This window comes from Arcobacter peruensis (assembly GCF_003711085.1).
Taxonomy (GTDB): Bacteria; Campylobacterota; Campylobacteria; order Campylobacterales; family Arcobacteraceae; genus Poseidonibacter; species Poseidonibacter parvus.
The window spans coordinates 1378306-1400220 of sequence record NZ_CP032363.1; the positions used below are offsets into that span (position 1 = coordinate 1378306).

Sequence of the window (21915 nt, forward strand, 5' to 3'; positions counted from 1 at the left end):
ACCTACTTTAGTTTTTTTATGTCTCACTTAATGCATTATTACTTATATCTTGAAAAGGAGTGAGAAGATAATCTAAAATTGTTCTTTTACCAATTAATATAGATGATTGAATTTTTACACCCGGAATAAGAGGAAACTTAACATTACCTCTTGTAAAAAAGCTTTCTAGTGGTTTTATTCTAACAATATAATATGTGATGTTTTCGTTATTTATTATCTTATCTGCACTTATATATGTTACTTTTCCAAGAATGGGTTGGAAACCTCTTGCAGAAGATGATATAAGTTGAAGTTTTACATTATCTCCAATTTTTATTAGTCCAACATCTCCAACTTCAAGTTTGGTCTCAATTAATAATGGATCTTCACTAGGCACTAAACTCAAGATTGTACCACCTGGATTAACAACTGCTCCTTCAGAGAAAACATTTAAATTTAATATTGTTCCATCTATTGGTGATGTTATCAATAATCTTTTATCCTTATCTTTGTACTTTAAGATCTCTTCTTTTAATTCTAAAAGTTTATTATCACTTTCTTCTATTTCTAATTTTAATGTTTCTTTTTCAGTAACTAAAAGGTTTTCCATTTTTGAGTTTTCTTGTGATAAAATAGTTTTAATTTTTCGAATCAATGCTTTTGTTTCTGCAATTGAAGAAGTAATCCCTTTTTTCTCTTTTAATAAATTCAATCTTTCATACTCATTAGCTAAACCTTTTTTCATAAGTTTTGCATTAATTTTTAATTGTTTATTTACAATAAAAAGTTTATCTCTAAACCCCTTATTTCTCACAACAGACTCATTTAATTGCTCTTTTTGCTGAGCTATTTTAAACTTTTGTGTTCTTACAAGTGTAGTCACTTTATTATTATATGATTTTAAAATTTCATTAGCTGCATTGACTTTCTTAGAATATTCGAGTTTAATTTCTTCATTAATTTCCAAATTTTTTTTATTCTCTAACTGAGAAGTCAATCTTGCTTTTTTAATTTTTAAATTAATAATTTGTGACTCTATAAATGCTAAATCAGATTGAGAAGAAACCTTTTCTAACTCAATCAAGGTTTCATTAGCTTTTACATTTTGTCCTTCTTTTACAAATATTTTTCTAACTATTCCACCTTCTAAATGCTGAACTGGTTTGATTTGTGTTGCAGGTATAACTTCCCCCATTGAATGACTTGCAATGTCTAATTCAAAAATTGACATCCAAATCAATATTAAGAAAACTAATAGAATAGTTACATAAACTCTTACCCTATTGATAGTCAAATCTTTTAAATCAAGTAATTCATCATCAAAATCACTTTTTAAATCATCTTTTTTTAAATCTATTTTAAAAAAATTTAACATTTTTTATTCCTCGGTGTAATCATTTTACTATTGTTAATAATTTCAGCTTTTGGTTTTTTATTTAAATCTACAATAAGATCTGCAGCTTTTATTATAAAATCTTCATTTGTCATAATAAAAATTGTTTTTCCTTCTTTTACTAATTTACTTAAAATTGATGCAATTGATTTAACTCCTTTAACATCTAAAGATTCAGTTGGTTCATCGAAAATAACTAGAGGAGCATTATTTAATAATGCTCTAACTAAAGCAATTCTTCTTTTTATTCCTAAAGGAAGAGATTGTCCATTATTGGTGATTGTAGTATATAGACCTTCTTTTGTGTTATCTAAAAATTCATTTAGTCCTACATCAAAGCAAGTTTTTATCAGAAATTCATCATCAAATTTTTCATTACCTAATGTAATATTCTCGTGAATTGTACCATTAAAAAAAGTTGCTTCTTGAGGTAAATACATTATTTTTTCTCTCCACCAAGTTGGGTCAGCTTGTCTTAAATCCATTCCATCAATTTTGATTCTTCCTCTCGTTGGATCCATTAATCCACATAAAAGTTTTGCAAAAGTTGTTTTACCAGCTCCATTAAAACCCGATATACATATGATTTGTCCTTTTTTTATATCTAAATTAAAAGATTCAATAATCGGAATTGCTTGCCCATTATATGCAAAGGCAAAATCCTCAAAAGATAAATCACCATTCCAATTAGACAACATCATTTTTTTATTATCTGTTCTAGATAATTTAGACAATAATGAGATACTCTCTAAAGCTCTTTCACCTCTTTTTATAGGTTCCACTAATTGTAAAATCTTTGTTATATTCCCCATTGACCTTGATGCTAAAATACTAATACCAATTAAAGAACCTACATCAAGGTTCCCTTTCATAACTTCTATTGCACCTATAGAATAAATTAATATAGTTTGAATTGCAGTTGCAGAATATGTCAAAGATGTACCTAAACTTTGAATATAAACAACTATTTTTCTAAGTTTTAGCACGTCAACTAATGATCGATTCCACTTATCTCTTAAAATATTTTCAACATTGAAAGTTCTAATTAATTCTGTATTAGATGATATTATAGATTGCTCTGAACTCCAAGAAAGTGTAGAATTTGTTAACTGTTTTGAAGGTTCATCACTATTTGAATAAATTATTAAAGATAATAATATAATCAAAAGCATTAAAATTGTTATAGCAAATGCTATATTTGGATTAAGCATAAATATTATGTATAAAAATAATAAACTAAAAGGCCCATCAACTATAGATATTAAGTTTTGTGCACCATATGTCATTTGAATTGTATTTAAGCCATTTAAAGCTTCTTTTCTATTCTCTATAGGCAAAGATTCTATTGCACTATATCTTGATGAAGAAATTAGTTTATATGTAATATCCGATAGCTTTTTATCAGCTCTTAAACATATCCATTGAACTATTTTTAGCCTTGAACTTCTTGTAATAAGTTCTAATATTAATGCTAAAACAACACCTATTGTTAAAGTTATTAAAGTACTGTCAATTCCTAGTGCCAGATACCTATTTAAAACTTGTATACTATATACAGATGAAGCTAAACCTAAAAAGTTAATAATAAAAGAAACAAAAACTATCTCCCAAGTTAGCCGTTTAACTGATGTTAAACGTCTCCAAAATTCTTTCATTAAATACCCTGTTCTATTTCGATTGTATTAATCATTGTTGTTGCATCAGTTACATCATTAAATTCAGCTATTAATTGCATTCCATTTCCATCTATACCAGAGTCGGTATCACTATCAAAATATAGTTTTGTATCTGTTCCATCAGAAATTAAGAAGAAAGCTGAACCACTATGATCAGTATCTGTGATACTACTTTCTAAATTTGCAAGGTTTAAATTTTCATCTGCATTTAGCATATAAATATCAACATCAGCTTTTAAAGATAATGCAGTTAGTGTTGTTTCAATATTAGTATCAAAATCTTGTTTAACAAAAGTTGATGGTACAATATTTCCAAAACCACTACTTACAATAGCAATTTCATCAATGCCTACCTCAAAATCTGTAACAATATCTATCCCATAATCTTTCGATTCAAAAACAAATCTATCTGAACCTTCATCTCCCGTTAAAATATCTTCACTATCACCACCAAATAATTTATCATTTCCTGATCCACCTGAAATGTAATCAGAACCATCTTTTCCATATATAATATCATTTCCACCTAAAGCATAAATGTTATTTCCACTATTATCATCCTCAATAATATCCTCATTTTCAGAGATAATATCATCATTTTGAACATTAACAATTGCTGTATTATTTAGAATATCAAGAGAACTATTAGACGTAATTAAAACAGATAAGAATTCATTTGATTCAACAATAGAATCTTTTAAAACTTCTATTGTAATTTGTTGTGTTCCATCACTATCAAATGTAACAGAACCTGACGGAAGAGTATTGTTAACTAAATCATTAGAATCTATGTCCCTATTTGTATTTGACAGTAGTGACCAGTTTACAATTGTTTGTTCTGTAACTCCCAATGCAGTAATATCAAACAATACAGAAACAGTATCTGTATCTGTGCCTTCGATTACTGTTTCATTTACAGCATTTATTCTTATTCCTTCTTCATCTGCACGAATCACACTATCTACTGATGTCGAAGATAATCCTGAAGAAGAGAGTGTCAATTGGAAGCTTTCATCACTCTCTTTTATATCATCACCATTTACATAAAGTGTAAATATTTTACTTTCTTCACCTGAATCCATATTAAAAGACCCATTTAAATCAGAAATAAAATCATCTTGATTAATATCTCCAGTAATTGCATAATTAACAGCTATATTACTATCTGTATTCCCTGATCTTAATACTTGATAAGTAAATGCTGTTTGAGTAGATCCTTCACCTTCATCTTTATTTGCATCTAATGCATATAAAATCAATCCATTATCATCAGTTAAAACTTCTGCAGTAGCGCTACTATTAGTTTGAGATAAAGAAACACCTACGCCAGGGTTAATAAGATCTACAGAGAATGTCTCGTCCAACTCAGTAATTGTATCAGATAAAATTTCTACAGTTATCGTTTTTGTACTTTCTCCATTAGTGAAAGTTACTGTTCCACTTGGTAGAACTCCTCCTACAAAATCATCTGCTGAAATAGGATTTGAACCTATTGATGAAACTTCCCAATCTACAGTTGCTGTTTCTTCTGTAGTTCCAATTCTTGTTATCTCAAAAGAGTATATAGTAGATCCACTATCTCCTTCAAACTTACTTACTGATTCATTTACAGTAACAATACTAATCTCGGAATCATCATTTTGAATTATACCTGTTGCTGTGTTATCAACAATATCATCACCATCAATGATTATATTAAATGTTTGATCTTCCCCAACTATATTATCACCTTCAACTTGAATTGTGATATCTCTAAAACTCTCACCCTGAACAAAGTTAATTGTATCAGAAGGAAGTACACCACCAACAAAGTCATCTGCACCTGCAGGATAAATACCAGTTCCAATTAAAGACCATGTAACAGTTTTTGCTTCTAATTCTCCCACTCTTTCTACTCTAAATGTAAAATTAGTTATATCTCCATCATTTCCTTCAAGTTTACTTGAATCAAGCTCTGCTATTGAAATACCTGTATCATCATTAGTTATTTGTGTTTCTGCTACACCCTCTAAGATTACTGCATTTGTAGCATCAGATAATTCAACAGAGAATGTTTCATTAAACTCTCCAACATCATCTCCAAGTACTTTAACTTCAATTTGCTTAGTAGATTCACCCGCACCAAATGCTACCGCACCACTTGGATAAACACCTCCAAAATCAAATGCACTTGCAGCTTTATCTCCACTTGGTATTACTTCCCAAAGAGCTGTACTCGAACCTGTAGTATCACCACTTCTTGTTACTGTAAAAAAGTAGCTTGTTTCAATGCCATTATCACCTTCGTTTTTTGAAACTTGATCTGAATTTATTAATAGTACCGCATCTTCGTTTCTTACTATACCAGTTGCCGTATCAGTTGAAGCTGTTGAACCATAACTTGGATTCAATAATGAAACAGTAAACTCTTCATCATATTCACCTACAGTATCAGAATTTATCTCAACAGTAAATGTTTTACTAACTTCTCCATCTTCAAAGTTTACTGTTCCTAAAGAAGAAGCAAATTCATCACTTGATAAAGCATTTGTTCCAGAACCTATTGCTTGCCATTGAACACTTGCCTCACCAGTTGATGTACCCGATCTATCTATTTTAAATGTATAAGATACTGTTCCTGAATCAGCTTCAAAGTGATCAGTATTTACAGCTGACAATGTTAATGTATCATCATCATCAACAATTGTTCCACTTATATTATTAGATATAATATCTGCTGTAGACGTTTGATTTGATAATTGAACTGTATATGTTTCATTTCCTTCATCTAATCCATCTCCTAAATAATCAACAATAATAGTTTTAGAAATTTCATTAGCTGCAAATGTTATTGTTCCACTAGGTAATACTCCTCCATCAAAATCAGCTGCAATTGCACTTCCCGCTATTACATCCCAAGCAACAGTAGTTTCACCACTAGTATTACCAGTTCTTGTTACTGTAAATGTAGCTGTTCCAGCATTTGTGCTATCTCCTTCTACAATAACCACATCTGTTGCACTTAATGCTAAATCAATATCATCATCCTGAATCGTTCCTGTTGCAGTTGCAGTTCCTATTGTACTTCCGGCACCAGGATTTACTAATTCAACAGCAAAGTCTTCATCACTTTCAATGTCTCTATCCCCAACTACTGTGATACTAACTACCTTACTACTCTCTCCATCTGCAAAATTCACCGTTCCTGTTGTTGCACTAAAGTCACTGCTATTTGTATCTGTGTGATTTATTTGCCAATCTACACTTGAACTACCTGTCAAACTTCCATCTCTTGTTACAGTAAAAGTAAATGTATTATTTGAATCTATTCCTTCTGTTTTAATTGCATCTAAAGATGAAATTGACATAATATCATCGTCGTCAGTGATAGTTGTTGTAACGCTTTGATTATTAAATGAGTGAGTGAAACTATCATTTGGAGCTGTTAAACTTATAGTGAAATCTTCACTTAGCTCTTTTATACTATCTCCTGAAACTTTTATAATAATATCTTTACTCATTTCTCCTTGTGCAAAAGTTAATGTATCAGAAGGGAATAAGTTTCCTATAAAATCACTTGTATTGGCTTCAGTACTTGAAACTGACCAATCTATTGTCATAGCTTGAGAAGCTCCAGTTCTTGAAATAGTATAAACAAAATCACTTGAACTATCACCTTCAACACTAGGAATAGTTTTTTCTTCTACATTCCATTGAACATCATCACTTACTATTGTAGCTGTGGCACTAGATACAATAATATCAGCACCAACTGATGCATTTGATAAATCTACATTAAAGATTTCATTTCCTTCAATAAGAGTATCACCTTTAACAGAGATTGTTATTATTTGAGAGTTTACACCATCTGCAAAAGTTAATGTTCCTGAAGGTATAGTATCTCCTTCAAAATCTTCAGCAGTAATATCTGTACTTGATAAGTCCCAGTCAACAGTAGCTTCTAGTGCAGTATTTCCTGTTCTTGTAACAGTAAATGTATAATCAGTAGTACCTGATTCTCCTTCATTTTTAACAGCATCTGTTGCTTCTATTCTTAAAGAAGCTTCATTATCAATAACAACTGCATCTGCACTATTATTTGTAAAAATCAGTTCAGAATCACCAGTTAGTGTAAGTCTAAAGCTTTCATTTGCTTCACCTTCAAAATCACCTTTTACTAAAACAGATATAGTTTGAGTAGTATCATCAGCATTAAATGTCACTGTTCCACTTGATGCATCAAATTCAGATAATGAAAGAGGGTCCGAACCAATACCTTCAACACTCCAGTTTAATATTTGAGAACCACTGAGGTTTCCACTTCTTGTAACTACAAAATCAAATGTAGTATTTGCTCCTGTATCTACTTCTAGAGTATCAGTTGGACCACTAATATCAAATACTATATCATCAGCTTCAATAGTTCCTGTTGCAGTAGCTGTTGTTATATTTACTCCAGAAGACGGATTAGATAAAGTTACAGTGAACTCTTCTTCAAGTTCTGCTAACTCATCACCACTTACTAAAATTGTTAGGGTTGTTTCAGCTTGATTTGCAGGAAGAGTTAAAGTACCACTTGGTAATGTTCCTCCAAAATCAGCAGCATCTGCACTATTTACCCCTGAACCTGTAATAGCATATGCAACAGTCTCTGCTTCACCTAAATATCCAGTTCGTGTAACTGTAAAAGTAAATGCAGTAGTCCCTGAATCACCCTCATCTTTACTTGCACTTAAAGTACTAATTGCAATAGTTGAATCATCGTTTGTAATTGTTGAACTTGCCGTTCCACCATTTATGATTTCACCATTTGTTGGGTTAGATAAAGTAACTGTAAATTCTTCATCTGATTCAACATCTAAATCACCTACTACATTAATAGTAATAGTTTCTTCAGAATCACCATTAGCAAAATTTACAGTACCTGAAGATAAACCACCATTAAAATCACTTGCATTTGCATCTGTACTTGATAATGCCCAATCAACACTACCTATTCCTGTAGTATTACCTGTTCTTGTAACAGTAAAAGTAAATGAAGTATCACCTAAATGATCTTCTAATTGACTAACACTATCAGCAACTATTTCGTAAGTAGCATCATTATTAATTATTCCACCTTGTACAGTATCTGTAGTAATTGTATCTCCAGTAGCACCTGCACCTAAAGAAATAGTTACATTATAATCTTCATCTGTTTCTGAAGTAGAATCATCATTTGCAGTTACAGTAAATGTTTTACTTAACTCATTCCCTGTAAAAGTTACAGAACCAAAAGGAAAAGAACCTGAAAAGTCATCAGCATCTGCAGTTCCTGCACTTACAGCCCAATTTATAGTTTGATCTTGTTCAGTAATATGAGTTCTAGTGATAGTATATGTTTGAGCTGAACCTTCTTCACTATCAGCTGATGCACTTAATGTAAATGTATTATCATCATTATTAATTGTTCCTGATGCTTCAATATCAATTAATTCATCTACATTTGTGAAGTTAGAAAGATTTATTTTGAAAGTTTCAATTTGTTCAGCTGTTACATCACCGGCTACAGTTATTGTGATATCTTTACTTGATTCATTTGCACTAAAACTCAAACTTCCAGAAGTTGCTCCTACAAAATCATCCGCGTTCGTAGTAATATTATTTAAAGCCCAATCCATTGTAGTAACTACAGTTAAATCTCCACTTCTTGTAACTGTAAAAGTTAAAGTTTGATTTGCATCACTTTCAGTAATAGTTGCATCAGAGATGCTAATACCTGTATCATCAGTTATAATAGTAATATCTGCACTTGCAACATTATGAGTATTAGTAATATCAGGATTTGGGGTAGTTAAAGTATCTTCATATAAAACTACTTTAAAACTTTCATTATTTTCTGCAATTGCATCACCATTTATTAAAACACTAATTGTTTTTTGTCCAGCTACTCCTGTTTCACCATTTCCAAAACTAATAGTTCCTGATGGCAAACCACTATTATCACCATTAGAATCAGAGCTTGTAAAATCAGTTACATCAGAACCATCAACTGAAACAACTTTCCATTTTACAGTTGCAGCTTGAGTATATCCAGTAGATTCTCTTTGAACAGTAAAAGTAAATGTTTGATTTGACCCTTCATCAGTTTCCACTTGACTTGTAGAACTTGGTGTAATTGAATAAGTTGTATCATTATCATAAACAGTTCCACTAATAGCTAAAGAACTACTAGAACCACTATATGAAATGTCTTGAGTACTAGAACCATAATAACTTTGGAATAATACAGATGAACCAGTTTCATAACTCGGTGTAGTTAAAGTTAAGGTAAAAGACTCATTTGATTCAACAATACTATCATCAGTTAAAATATCTGTTAATGTTACTGTATTATTAGTACCATTATCTCCGGATAAAATAAAAGTGCCACTTGTAGTATTAAAATCTCCCGCAGTTGTTGTTCCAATTGTAATTGTATAGCCTAATGTAATATCATTATCCATTCTACCAGCTCTTACAATATTAAAATTTAAGTCATTACCTTCATAAGCGGATACAAAAAGATTAGTGTTATAGCCATTTGCATCACCACTATATGTATCCCATCCTTCAATCCAAAGTCTAACATCGTCATTTTTAACTGTTAATGTCTCTTCTATATAACTACTATTAGAGTCAATATCTCCGGGACCATAACCATTTTGTTCTGAAACGCCACCATAAACATCATACATCCATGCATCACCTGAAGAATTATCCATCAATCTAAAAGTTAAGTTTTCATCACTTTCAACAAGATTATCACCATTTAATGTAATTGTAAATGTTTTCTCAGTTTCACCAGCTTCAAAATACACATTTCCATATGTTGTAGAAGAATTATATTCATATGCTCTATTTACAGTACCATAATCTTTAATATCTGATAACCATCCATTATTAATGTTTGAATTATAAAGATACCAACCAACAGTAGATGTATAATCTGGAGCACTACCTGTATCAGATGAATTTGTTCTACTAACTGTTACTTCAATTGTGTTACCATCTGTCACAGAAGTACCTACTGTTGTTCCAGCTGTTGTACCTTCAAATACTTCAGTTTTATCAAAAGAGACATTATAAAGAGTATCTGGATCATCATCATATACATACCCAGTATCAGTATAACCTGTAGTCGCTGTCTCTTCATCATGATTTGTTTCACTATTATCTACATTATCAGGATTACCTAAAGTTATACTAACGCTCTCCTTCCATGTTTCTCTAATAGTATCATCAATAGTATCAACAGTTATTGTTTTTGTTGTTTCTCCATCTTCAAAGGTCATAGTCCCATACCATCTACTATTTCCTGCATCATATGTTGCAGTTCCATTAGATGGTAAAGGAGTACTTACATCAGATGCGTCAAGTTTATACCATGTAGATTCATCACTATTTGATTCATTTGTAGTTTCAGAACCAGGGAAATTTATATACCAATCAACTGTGTCAGTACCTCTGCTATCTCCATTTCTAGAAATCGTGAATGTTAATGTCTCACCTTCATTAACATCATTTGATGAAGCATCAAATCTTGTATCATCATTTACAACAAAACCTATATTATAATTGTATGAATTTGTATCATAAGTATATACAGAACTTCCAGCACTTGGATTTTCTAGATAAACCTTAAATCCTTCATCATATTCACCAGTATCATCAACTGCTGTATAAAACTTAACATAACCCCATTCTTGTCCATCTACAAAGTTTACTGTACCTGAAGGTAACTCTGAAGCAGTACTTATTGCTGTAATATTTCCATCAAAATCAAATGTAAGATTTACAAAATCATTAGCACTAATTGAATTACTATATGTTCCAATTTTCCAATCTACTGAAGCTGTTCCTGATTGTGATATTTGTCTTTGTACTGCAAAAATATGTTCAACGTATCCATAATCTGTCTCATCTATAGTTAATATAGTTGAACCTACTCCACCATCAGATGGAGTATCACCTTCATCTCTTTGGTATAAAGTATTTCCAGGAGATAATGTTTCGATAGCATCATTTGCAACTTCTCTATCACTTAAATAAAATGTTGCTTCATCTCTTTCAATTGAGGTATATAACATATTTGTACCACTCGAAACTCCATTTGAACTACTACTTAATTCTACATCAGTATCAATGTAATGCCATGAAGCTCTATCAGGAGAAAGTACTCTAAAAACATCTGTAGTATCACTTTCTGTTGGATCTTTATAAATAACACTTATTTCATCATATCCACTAGTACCGTCAATTTTAGTTAAAAACCATTGGTCATCTTCAGCAATATCATCTCCAGGGACAGTAACACTAAAATTTGCAGTCGTATCACCACTATTTATTGTTATAGTATCTCCAGGGTAAGAACCACCAAAGTCATTTGCATCTGCCATGTATTCATTACGATTATCTGTATAGTCATAGATATTTGTGTAGTTATTTAAATAACTTGCAGTATTAACTGACCAATTAAATGTTGATGATTGATCAATATACCCCTCTTTTGTTACAGTATAATTAAAAGTTGTACTTTCTCCTGATTTTTTTTCAGCTTTACTATAATCATCAACAGTTAATATCAGTTTTGTGTCATCATTTTGAATTGTACTATCAAAACTTGAAGTTGAACCTATTGAACTTCCTTCATTTGTATTACTTAAAACAACACTAAATGTTTCATCATCTTCAACACTTCCTACCCCTGTATCACCATTTACATATACAGTTATAGTTTTAGTAGCTTGACCAGAAGTAAAACTTAATGTTCCACTTGGATTAATCACAGCATTTACACCATTTGAAAAGTCATTTATATTTGTTGTTCCATGATTAACATCCCAATCCACTGTTGTTGTCTGATCTAAGTTACCTGTTCTTGTTACTGTATATGTATAAGCAGTTGAAGTGCCATGGCCACTATCACCTTCAAGTTTTGTAGCAGTACCAGCTGTAATATTTAATTCAGCATCATCATTTGAAACTGTTCCCGTTGCTGTATCTTTTGATGAGTCTAATACTGAACCAGTCGTTGGATTTGATAAATCAACTTTTAATGCTTCATCAGCTTCTAGTACACTATCACCTTTTATTTGAATAGTAATAGTTTTTGTTGTTTGACCACTAGTAAAATCTAGTCTTCCAGAAGGAATAGAACCATTATAAAAATCACTTGCATCAACAGAATCACTAACTGTTGAATCTATAGACCAATCAACACTATTTGATTGTAATAAATCTCCTGTTCTTGTTACTTGATAAGTAAATTCAACATAATCACTATTACCTTCAACTTTTTCGGCAAGTAATTTTTCTATTTTATATGTTGCATCATCATTTACTATCTCTGTAGAAACAGCAGCTGTATCAATGTTAGTATTATCAGGTGCATTCGAAAGTGTAATAGTCATAGTTTCATTAGACTCTTCTACTGTATCACCTAAGATATTAATTGTGATATTTTTTGTTGATTGCCCATCTGCAAAACTAACTGTTCCTGTTGATGCTTGTCCACTTGCTAAATCAGTTGAAGGGTCAAAGCCATTTAATCCTGTTACTGTCCAAGTAAGATCTCTTGCTCCATCAAGAGAACCTGTTCTAGTTACTGTATAGGTGATTGTATTATCAGATTGACCTTCATCTTTTGATGTTGTTAAAGTTGATATACTAAAGCTATCATCATCATCTAGAATTAAACTACTTGTTGTTCCTTCTCCACTTTCAATAGTAGCATTTGTAGCTGCAGATAAAACAACTTCTAATGTTTCATCTGATTCTAAAGTAAGATCTCCAGAAACATTTATAGTTATATCCATACTAGAAACACCATTTGCAAAACTAACTGTTCCACTTGGTAATCCACCGTTTGTTGTTAAAACATCTTGATTACCAACAAAATCTGCACTTGTAAGACCTGTTGCTGTACTAACATTCCAGTTTACACTAGCAGTTCCAGTTGTATCACCTGTTCTTGTGATTGTATATACAAAAGCTGTTGTTTCACTAGAAGTACCTTCAGCTGTATCTAAAGGTGAAGAAATAACAAAGTTTGTATCATCATTTGTTACAGTTGTTGTATCTGATGCTGTAGTAATTATTCCAGAAGATTGATTACTTATAGTCATTGTGTAAACTTCGTTATTTTCAGCTAATGTATCACCATTTACATTTAGTGTTACTACTTTTTCAAACTCTCCAGCTGCAAAAGTTAGAGTATTTGAAGGCAAAGAACTACCTTCATAATCTACAGAATCAACTCCTGCACCACCTGAAATAGTATAATCAACTGCTACAGACTCATTTAAATTCCCTGTTCTAGTAACTGTAAATGCAATTTGAGTAGTATCTGTATCACCTTCATTTATAGTTGTATTTGCAGAACTTACTGCAAAACTTTGATCCTCATTTAAAATAGTTCCAACTGCTGTTGCATCTACTATAATTTGAGGTGTATTATTTGCCAGCTTTGCATTAGATATTGTTACAAGAAAACTTTCATCTTCTTCAACAATTGTATCTGCTGAAACTGTAATACTAAGTACTTCACTTGCTACGTTTTCGGCAAAATTAATAGTTCCCGAAGGAAAAGCACCACCAAAGTCTGATACATTAACTGGCTCTCCACCATTACCTGTAACTGCCCAATCAACACTAGCTGCACTTGCTATATCTCCTGCTCTTGTTACTGTAAAAGTATATATAGTAGTTCCACTATCTCCTTCATCTTTTGAAGAGTCTAAAGTAGCTATTGAGAAACCAGTATCATCATTAGTAATAATTGAAGAAGCAGTAACAGTAGATAATTCAACATTATCACCTGCATTTTGTAGCGTAATACTAAAGCTATCATCACCTTCAACTACATCATCTGTTGCTACATTTATAGTGATTGTTTGTGTTAATTCACCATCTGCAAAACTTACTGTTCCACTTGGCAATCCACCATTTGTTGTAAGTGCATCTTGCCCCCCTACAAAATCACTTATAGTTGACGTTCCAAGTGTTAATACCCAATCAATATCTGTAGCTAAAGTTGTATCACCTGTTCTTGTTACTGTGAAAGTAAATGCAGTACTTGCACCATCTATTGTATCACCTTCATTTTTTGAAGCATTATCTGCACTTATTACAAAAGCTGCATCATCATTTGTCACTATTGTTGTTGCAGTATCTGTTGTAATATAGGCCTGAGAAGATGATGCATTTGACAATGTTACTGTTAATGTCTCATTACTTTCATTATCATTATCACCTTTTAAAGTTAGGTTAATAGTTTTTGTCAATTCATTTGCAGAAAAGGCAATATTTCCAGTAAGATTTGTACCATCAGCAAAATCAGAAACATCCATTCCTGTTGCTGCCCAATCTACTTCTACAGCTGATGCTATATCTCCACTTCTTGTTACTGTAAATGTTAATATCTTACTTGTTTCAGCTTCACCTTCTAATACAGAAACATCACTTGAAGCAATAGATAACTCTATATCATCTGCAACTATTGTACTTGTTGCTGTTGCTGTTTGAATATCTGCATTAGCATCTGCATTACTTAATGTTACTGTGAAACCTTCTGTTGATTCTATATCTGTGTCACCTAATGTTGTAACTTCTATAGTCTTACTAGTTTCTCCAATTGCAAATAAAACTGTACCAGAAGGTATTGTTCCTCCAAAATCAGCTGCGTTGGCAGCATTTGTACCACTTCCTGTTACTGCCCAGTCTACACTTGTAGTACCTGTAGTAACTCCTGTTCTTGTAACAGTGAATACATGTATTTGAGTACCTGTATCATTTTCTACTAAATCTGTAGTTGTTGCATTTACATCTAAACCCGTATCATCATTTATAATATTTGTAGAAGCTGTTGCAGTTCCAATCTCGGTTCCAAAAGAAGCTGAATCAAGTGTAATTTCAAAAGACTCATCATTTTCTTTGTTATAATCACCATTGATTTGTACAGTAATTGTTGCAGTAGATTGGTCTTTTATAAAGTTAACAACTCCAGAAGGAAGAGTTCCTCCAACAAAATCAATTGCATTTATTGGATTTCCACCTATACCAGATACACTCCAATTTGCACTACTTGAAGTACTTAGGTCCCCAGTTCTTGTTACTGTAAAAGTCACATCTGTAGCAGCACTATTACCACCTTCTTGAACATTTGCATTATCAGATGATATAACAAGATAATCATCATCATTTTCTATAGTTACAGTTGCAGAATCATTATCTATTGTTGTTCCTGCACTTTCATTGCTAAGTGAAACTAAAAAAGACTCATCCTGTTCTAAAATTGAATCTGTTTTTATATTTAATACTATATTCTTTTCAAATTCATTAGCATTAAATACAACAGTATCAGAAGGAAAGCTTCCTGAATTAAAGTCATCTGCCATTATAGCATTTGCCCCTACTCCAGATACATTGTATTGAACTAAATCTGTGCTTGTTAAGTCACCACTTCTTGTTATTTTTAATGTTACTTCCGTAATACCACTATTACCTTCTAGAACAGTTTTATCAGCTGAAATATCAAATACTGCATCATCATTTCGAATAAACCCATTTACTTCATCTATTAATATATCTGTTCCCGCCGATGCATTTTTTAATTTTATAGTAAACCCTGCATCGTTTTCTAAAATATTATCATAAGAAAGAGGTATTGTAACCAGTTGAGAAGAAACACCTAAAGTAAATTCTAAAGATCCAGATAACACAGACCCCTCAGCAAAATCGGTTATTTGTGTTCCATTTTCAGAATTTGGAATAAGTTCCCATTCTACACTAGATGTACCTTTAACATCCCCACTTCTTTGAACTGAAAAAGATAATTGAGAAGGATCACTAAAGTTACCTTCAAATACATCTAAATTAGTTCCAACTAAAGTTAAAGCATCTTCATCATTTAAAATCATACCGCTAGCAGTATCATCTAAAATAGATACTCCTGATTCAGAAGTAGTTAGAACGACATTGTATCCTTCATGTGATTCATAATCTAAATCAGCACTAGGATTTAATGTAATTATTTTAGATATTTCATTTGCTAAAAAAGTTATTGTTCCAGAAGGTAACACTCCTCCAAAATCATTAGCATCTACTTGGTTTGTACCATTTCCAATAACATTCCAATTAATTGTTACTTCACTATTTAGATAATCACTTCTAGTAACTGTGAAGGTGTGACTATTTGGCGTACCAGAACCTTCATTTACTATTGAATTATTTGCTACTATACTTATAGAAGAATCATCAGGTTGTATACTTCCAATAGCTGTATCATTTAAGATTTGAGTATTATTATCTGTAGAACTTATTTTTACAATATAAGATTCTAATCCTTCTAATATACTATCCGGATTAATATTTAAAGATATAATAGATGTACTTTCTCCTGAAGAAAAACTAGCACTTCCAGTTAATGAAGAAGAAAAATCATTTGAATCAATTGGATTCTCTCCAAATCCAGTAACATTATAGTTAAGTGTTGCAGAAGAAGAAAGATCCCCTGTACGTGTAATTAAATACTCATGAGTATTGTTTGATGGTTCATTACCTTCAAGAGATGTTGATACTATTGATGAAAGTGTATATTCAATTTCATCACTATTTATAGATCCTGATATTTCACCAAATAGTATTTGCGTTCCAGAAGGAGCATTTGATAGAACAACACTAAATGTTTCATTATCCTCAACAATATTATCTCCAGAAACATATATTGTTACTAGTTTACTTGTTTCATTCGCATCAAAACTAACAGTTCCACTTGGTCTCTCACCATTTGTAGTTAATATATCTTGAGAAGAGACAAAGTCATTTTCATTAATTGTTTTAGAACCAAAAGGTATTAATTTATAATCAATATCCATAGCTTGATTTAAATTTTCTGATCTTACTACATAAAAAGTGATAGCTGTTTGTGTTGACTGAGCACCTTCTATTACGTTTACATTATCTGCAATAATACTAAATCCAATATCATCATTTAATATTGTAGTTGTTGCACTAGGAGATACTATTATTTGATTGTCACTTGCATTTGATAAAGTTACTGTTAGGTCTTCATTTTCTTCAATATTTCTATCTCCAAGTAAAGGAACAGAAATAAACTTAGTAGATTCACCCTTCAAAAAAGAAACAGTCCCACTTAAAGAAGCGGTATCAACTATATCGTTGTTATCTATTCCTGTTATAGTCCAATCAACAGATGATTCTATAGAATCATTTGTTCTTGATACTTTGAAAGTTACAAGTTTTGTTTCATTATTTTGTCCTTCGTTTACTGATACTTCTAAAGATGAAATAGAAATTAAAGCATCATCATCGACAATTATTGTAGAGGCTATTTTGTTATTATTATCAAGATTAAGATTTTCTCCTGGATTACTAATTGAAATAATCCAATTTTCATCCAATTCAATATTGTCATCTCCTCTTATAATAAAATCAACATTTACAGTATTTTCTCCTTCTGCAAAAGTAACTGTACCATTAGGAATTACACCTTTAGAAGTAAAATTCTCAACCCCACTTAATTGCCAGTTTACAGTACTTTCAGAAAGGGTGTTCTCTCTTGATAATACAAATGTTAATGTTTTTGATTCTCCTAAAGCCCCTTCATATAAACTCATAGAATTTGCAATAACAGTTACTTCTGAATCATCATTTATAATTGTTGTTGTTACATTTGAATCACCTAAAATAATATTATTTCCAGGGTTTTTTAATGATATATTAATATTCTCATTCTCTTCTATTAATTTATCACCTAGAACTGTAACTTCTATATCTGCACTTGTTTGTCCTGGTATAAAATTTATTACTCCACTTGTATCTTGTCCCTGTGCTAAATCTGATAATTCAACTCCTGTTAGTTCCCATTCTACACTTCCTGAACTTATTGAATTATCTCTTGTTACTGTATATGTAATAACTTGACTAACACCATCAGAACCCTCTTCTATACTACTTTTATTCGTTGTTATATTTACTTCTGAATCATCATTTATAATTGTTGTTGTTACATTTGAATCACCTAAAATAATATTATTTCCAGGGTTTTTTAATGATATATTAATATTCTCATTCTCTTCTATTAATTTATCACCTAGAACTGTAACTTCTATATCTGCACTTGTTTGTCCTGGTATAAAATTTATTACTCCACTTGTATCTTGTCCCTGTGCTAAATCTGATAATTCAACTCCTGTTAGTTCCCATTCTACACTTCCTGAACTTATTGAATTATCTCTTGTTACTGTATATGTAATAACTTGACTAACACCATCAGAACCCTCTTCTATACTACTTTTATTCGTTGTTATATTTACTTCTGAATCATCATTTATAATTGTTGTTGTTACATTTGAATCACCTAAAATAGTATTATTTCCAGGGTTTTTTAATGATATATTAATATTCTCATTTTCTTCTATTAATTTATCACCTAGAACTGTAACTTCTATATCTGCACTTGTTTGTCCTGGTATAAAATTTATTACTCCACTTGTATCTTGTCCCTGTGCTAAATCTGATAATTCAACTCCTGTTAGTTCCCATTCTACACTTCCTGAACTTATTGAATTATCTCTTGTTACTGTATATGTAATAACTTGACTAACACCATCAGAACCCTCTTCTATACTACTTTTATTCGTTGTTATATTTACTTCTGAATCATCATTTATAATTGTTGTTGTTACATTTGAATCACCTAAAATAGTATTATTTCCAGGGTTTTTTAATGATATATTAATATTCTCATTTTCTTCTATTAATTTATCACCTAGAACTGTAACTTCTATATCTGCACTTGTTTGTCCTGGTATAAAATTTATTACTCCACTTGTATCTTGTCCCTGTGCTAAATCTGATAATTCAACTCCTGTTAGTTCCCATTCTACACTTCCTGAACTTATTGAATTATCTCTTGTTACTGTATATGTAATAACTTGACTAACACCATCAGAACCCTCTTCTATACTACTTTTATTCGTTGTTATATTTACTTCTGAATCATCATTTATAATTGTTGTTGTTACATTTGAATCACCTAAAATAGTATTATTTCCAGGGTTTTTTAATGATATATTAATATTCTCATTTTCTTCTATTAATTTATCACCTAGAACTGTAACTTCTATATCTGCACTTGTTTGTCCTGGTATAAAATTTATTACTCCACTTGTATCTTGTCCCTGTGCTAAATCTGATAATTCAACTCCTGTTAGTTCCCATTCTACACTTCCTGAACTTATTGAATTATCTCTTGTTACTGTATATGTAATAACTTGACTAACACCATCAGAACCCTCTTCTATACTACTTTTATTCGTTGTTATATTTACTTCTGAATCATCATTTATAATTGTTGTTGTTACATTTGAATCACCTAAAATAGTATTATTTCCAGGGTTTTTTAATGATATATTAATATTCTCATTTTCTTCTATTAATTTATCACCTAGAACTGTAACTTCTATATCTGCACTTGTTTGTCCTGGTATAAAATTTATTACTCCACTTGTATCTTGTCCCTGTGCTAAATCTGATAATTCAACTCCTGTTAGTTCCCATTCTACACTTCCTATGCTTATTGAATTATCTCTTGTTACTGTATATGTAATAACTTGACTAATACCATCAGAACCTTCTTCTATACTACTTTTATTCGTTGTTATATTTGCACGTGATTGTAAGTTAACAGGTGTTGGTTCTTCTGAAAAATTAACATTTTGAAAAGGTTCTTGATCAACTCCCGTTCCTTGTTCAACTCCATTTTTAACTAAGCTTTCACTCCCATCAACGGTTAAGAAAGAACTTTCTGTATTTAAACTTTTTGAACTTATTTGAGGATTTGAATTATCACCTGTTAATACGGTAATTTCAGTAGGAGCTGATTCACTTTTACTTTTAGAAGAGTTATTATTAGAATTATTGACACTTAATCCTGTAACTTCTACCTTTTCTAATTCTTTAAAGTTATTGTTATCATTATTTGAGTTATCATTATTTTCAAATGTATTATTCTTTAAAACATTATTAGATGCTTTTTGAAAATCATTTTCTTGATCTTTATTCTGATTCTGATTCTGATTTTCTATTGGATTATTATTTATAGGATCTATGAAATCAAAAACATCCCTATTTAAAGGAATATTAAATTCATTTGAAATATCGATTAATAAATTATTTAATTCGTCCTTTTGTATGTCTAAGGTTTTTATTAAACTATCAATTTTTTTATTTAATAAATTTAAATCACCTCGATTCTCTTCAACTAAATTTTTTAATTTTTCTTTTATAACTTGAACATCTTTCATTACATAATCCTTAAAATATTAATTATCGAAAACTTTATTTTGACTTATATAGATACTTTCATCTTTAAATAAGTCCATATTTAATTCACCTATACTTCTTAAAACTCTAAAAGAAGAAATAATCTCTTCAATCTTAGAAGATGCAAACTCACCTTTTGTTCTCAATAAACTAGTTTCTCCATTTAAAATATCAATTAAAGACCTTCTTCCTATTTCTCTTTCTTCTCGAGCTAATTTAAGGAAATTTTCTTGAATTAATATTTGATTTTTTAAGTATTTTGTTCTCAGTCTTGCCACCTCTAAATTATTCCAAACTTTTCTTCCTTCTTCTAATGCTTGAACTTCTACATATTTTGCTTTTTCTCTACTAGATAAAGATGCGAATTTTGCTGCATTTATTTCATCACTAGCTCTTAATCCTAAATTAAAACCCCATGAGAATGTAACTAATGCTTTGGAATCATATCTTTTACCATTTACTCCATCTTGTTCTTCTGAAAAAGACCTACTTAAATCTAAATATATATTTGGACTATATTGTTCTTTTTTAATAACATCTTTTTCTGAACTTGATACAAGAGCCCTTGCTTTTGCAGCTAATAAATCAGGATTATTTGCTTTAATTTTCTTTTCAAGTGAGATTAAAGACTCTGGCAATTTTTTTTCATCAATAATAAAAGCATTCATCTTCTCAATTTCTGGATTTTCATTTTGAAAAACAGCCTTATATCTATACTCAGATATTTTTTTCTGTCCTTGTGCATATATTTTATTTGCTTCAGCACCTGATAATGAAGCTTTTGATTGAAGAACATCAGTTGAATACCCTTTTCCCATCTCAACTCTTGCATTCTCTAATCTAGTTTGTTCTTTTATATTACTTTCTGATTTTAAAGAATTTTTATACAAAAAATCAGATTTAATTAATTCTAATTGAGATTCAACTGCAGCTAATAATAGATTTTGTCTTTGTAATTCATTTTCATGTTTTTCTTTTTCAAAAACTTTTTCAGCACTATTAATTCTACTATTTGTTATTCCAAAGTCATAAATCAATTGCTTAATTTCTGCAGAAACTTTTTTTGGGTTATAAGAACCAGATTCTCCTAATTTTCTATTTATCTTATCATTTCCATATGAACCTTTTATAGTTAGATAAGGATACCAATTAGATTTAGCTGATTTTACTTGTTCTTCTGATGTTTTTAAATCGTAGTCTACCATTTTAATCAAATGGTGTTTCTCATATATCTTTATAATCTTTTGAGAAAAATTATTTCCCAATAAACTTGTATTCATTGCTAGGAATAAACCACCACTTAGTATTAAGCCTCTATTTAAATTCATTTTAACCCCTCAAAATTATTTTATAATAATATTATACTATAATTTGACATAAAAAAGTTATAAATATTCTAAGATCGCTTATGTATCAATTAAAACAATTACATTATTGAAACATTATGTTATTAAAGTTGAAACAAATCCAATCAGTCCACCAAAGACTGAACCCATACTTTTATCACCTTTTACAAATATC

The 21915-nt window shown here is 30.7% G+C and carries 4 protein-coding genes; all 4 read right to left on the reverse strand.

What is annotated here, in order from left to right; all coding sequences use genetic code 11:
* Positions 1 to 16 precede the first annotated feature (16 nt).
* From D3Z07_RS07045 to D3Z07_RS07060, 4 genes are read right to left on the reverse strand one after another with little or no spacing between them, the layout of a single operon-like run.
* Complete coding sequence (locus D3Z07_RS07045) at positions 17 to 1354, reverse strand: HlyD family type I secretion periplasmic adaptor subunit (RefSeq protein ID WP_122893438.1); 1338 nt, start codon at positions 1352 to 1354, stop codon at positions 17 to 19.
* Positions 1348 to 3027 (reverse strand): ATP-binding cassette domain-containing protein, encoded by a 1680-nt coding sequence (locus D3Z07_RS07050; RefSeq protein ID WP_122893439.1) that lies wholly within the window; start codon positions 3025 to 3027, stop codon positions 1348 to 1350. Before D3Z07_RS07050 ends, D3Z07_RS07045 begins: the two co-directional genes overlap by 7 nt.
* Positions 3027 to 20375, reverse strand: coding sequence for a Calx-beta domain-containing protein (locus D3Z07_RS07055; protein WP_122893440.1), 17349 nt, complete (start codon positions 20373 to 20375; stop codon positions 3027 to 3029). Before D3Z07_RS07055 ends, D3Z07_RS07050 begins: the two co-directional genes overlap by 1 nt.
* A gap of 18 nt (positions 20376 to 20393) precedes the next feature.
* A complete protein-coding gene (locus D3Z07_RS07060) occupies positions 20394 to 21722 on the reverse strand; it encodes a TolC family protein (protein ID WP_122893441.1) in 1329 nt (442 codons plus the stop codon).
* Positions 21723 to 21915: the final 193 nt, after the last annotated feature.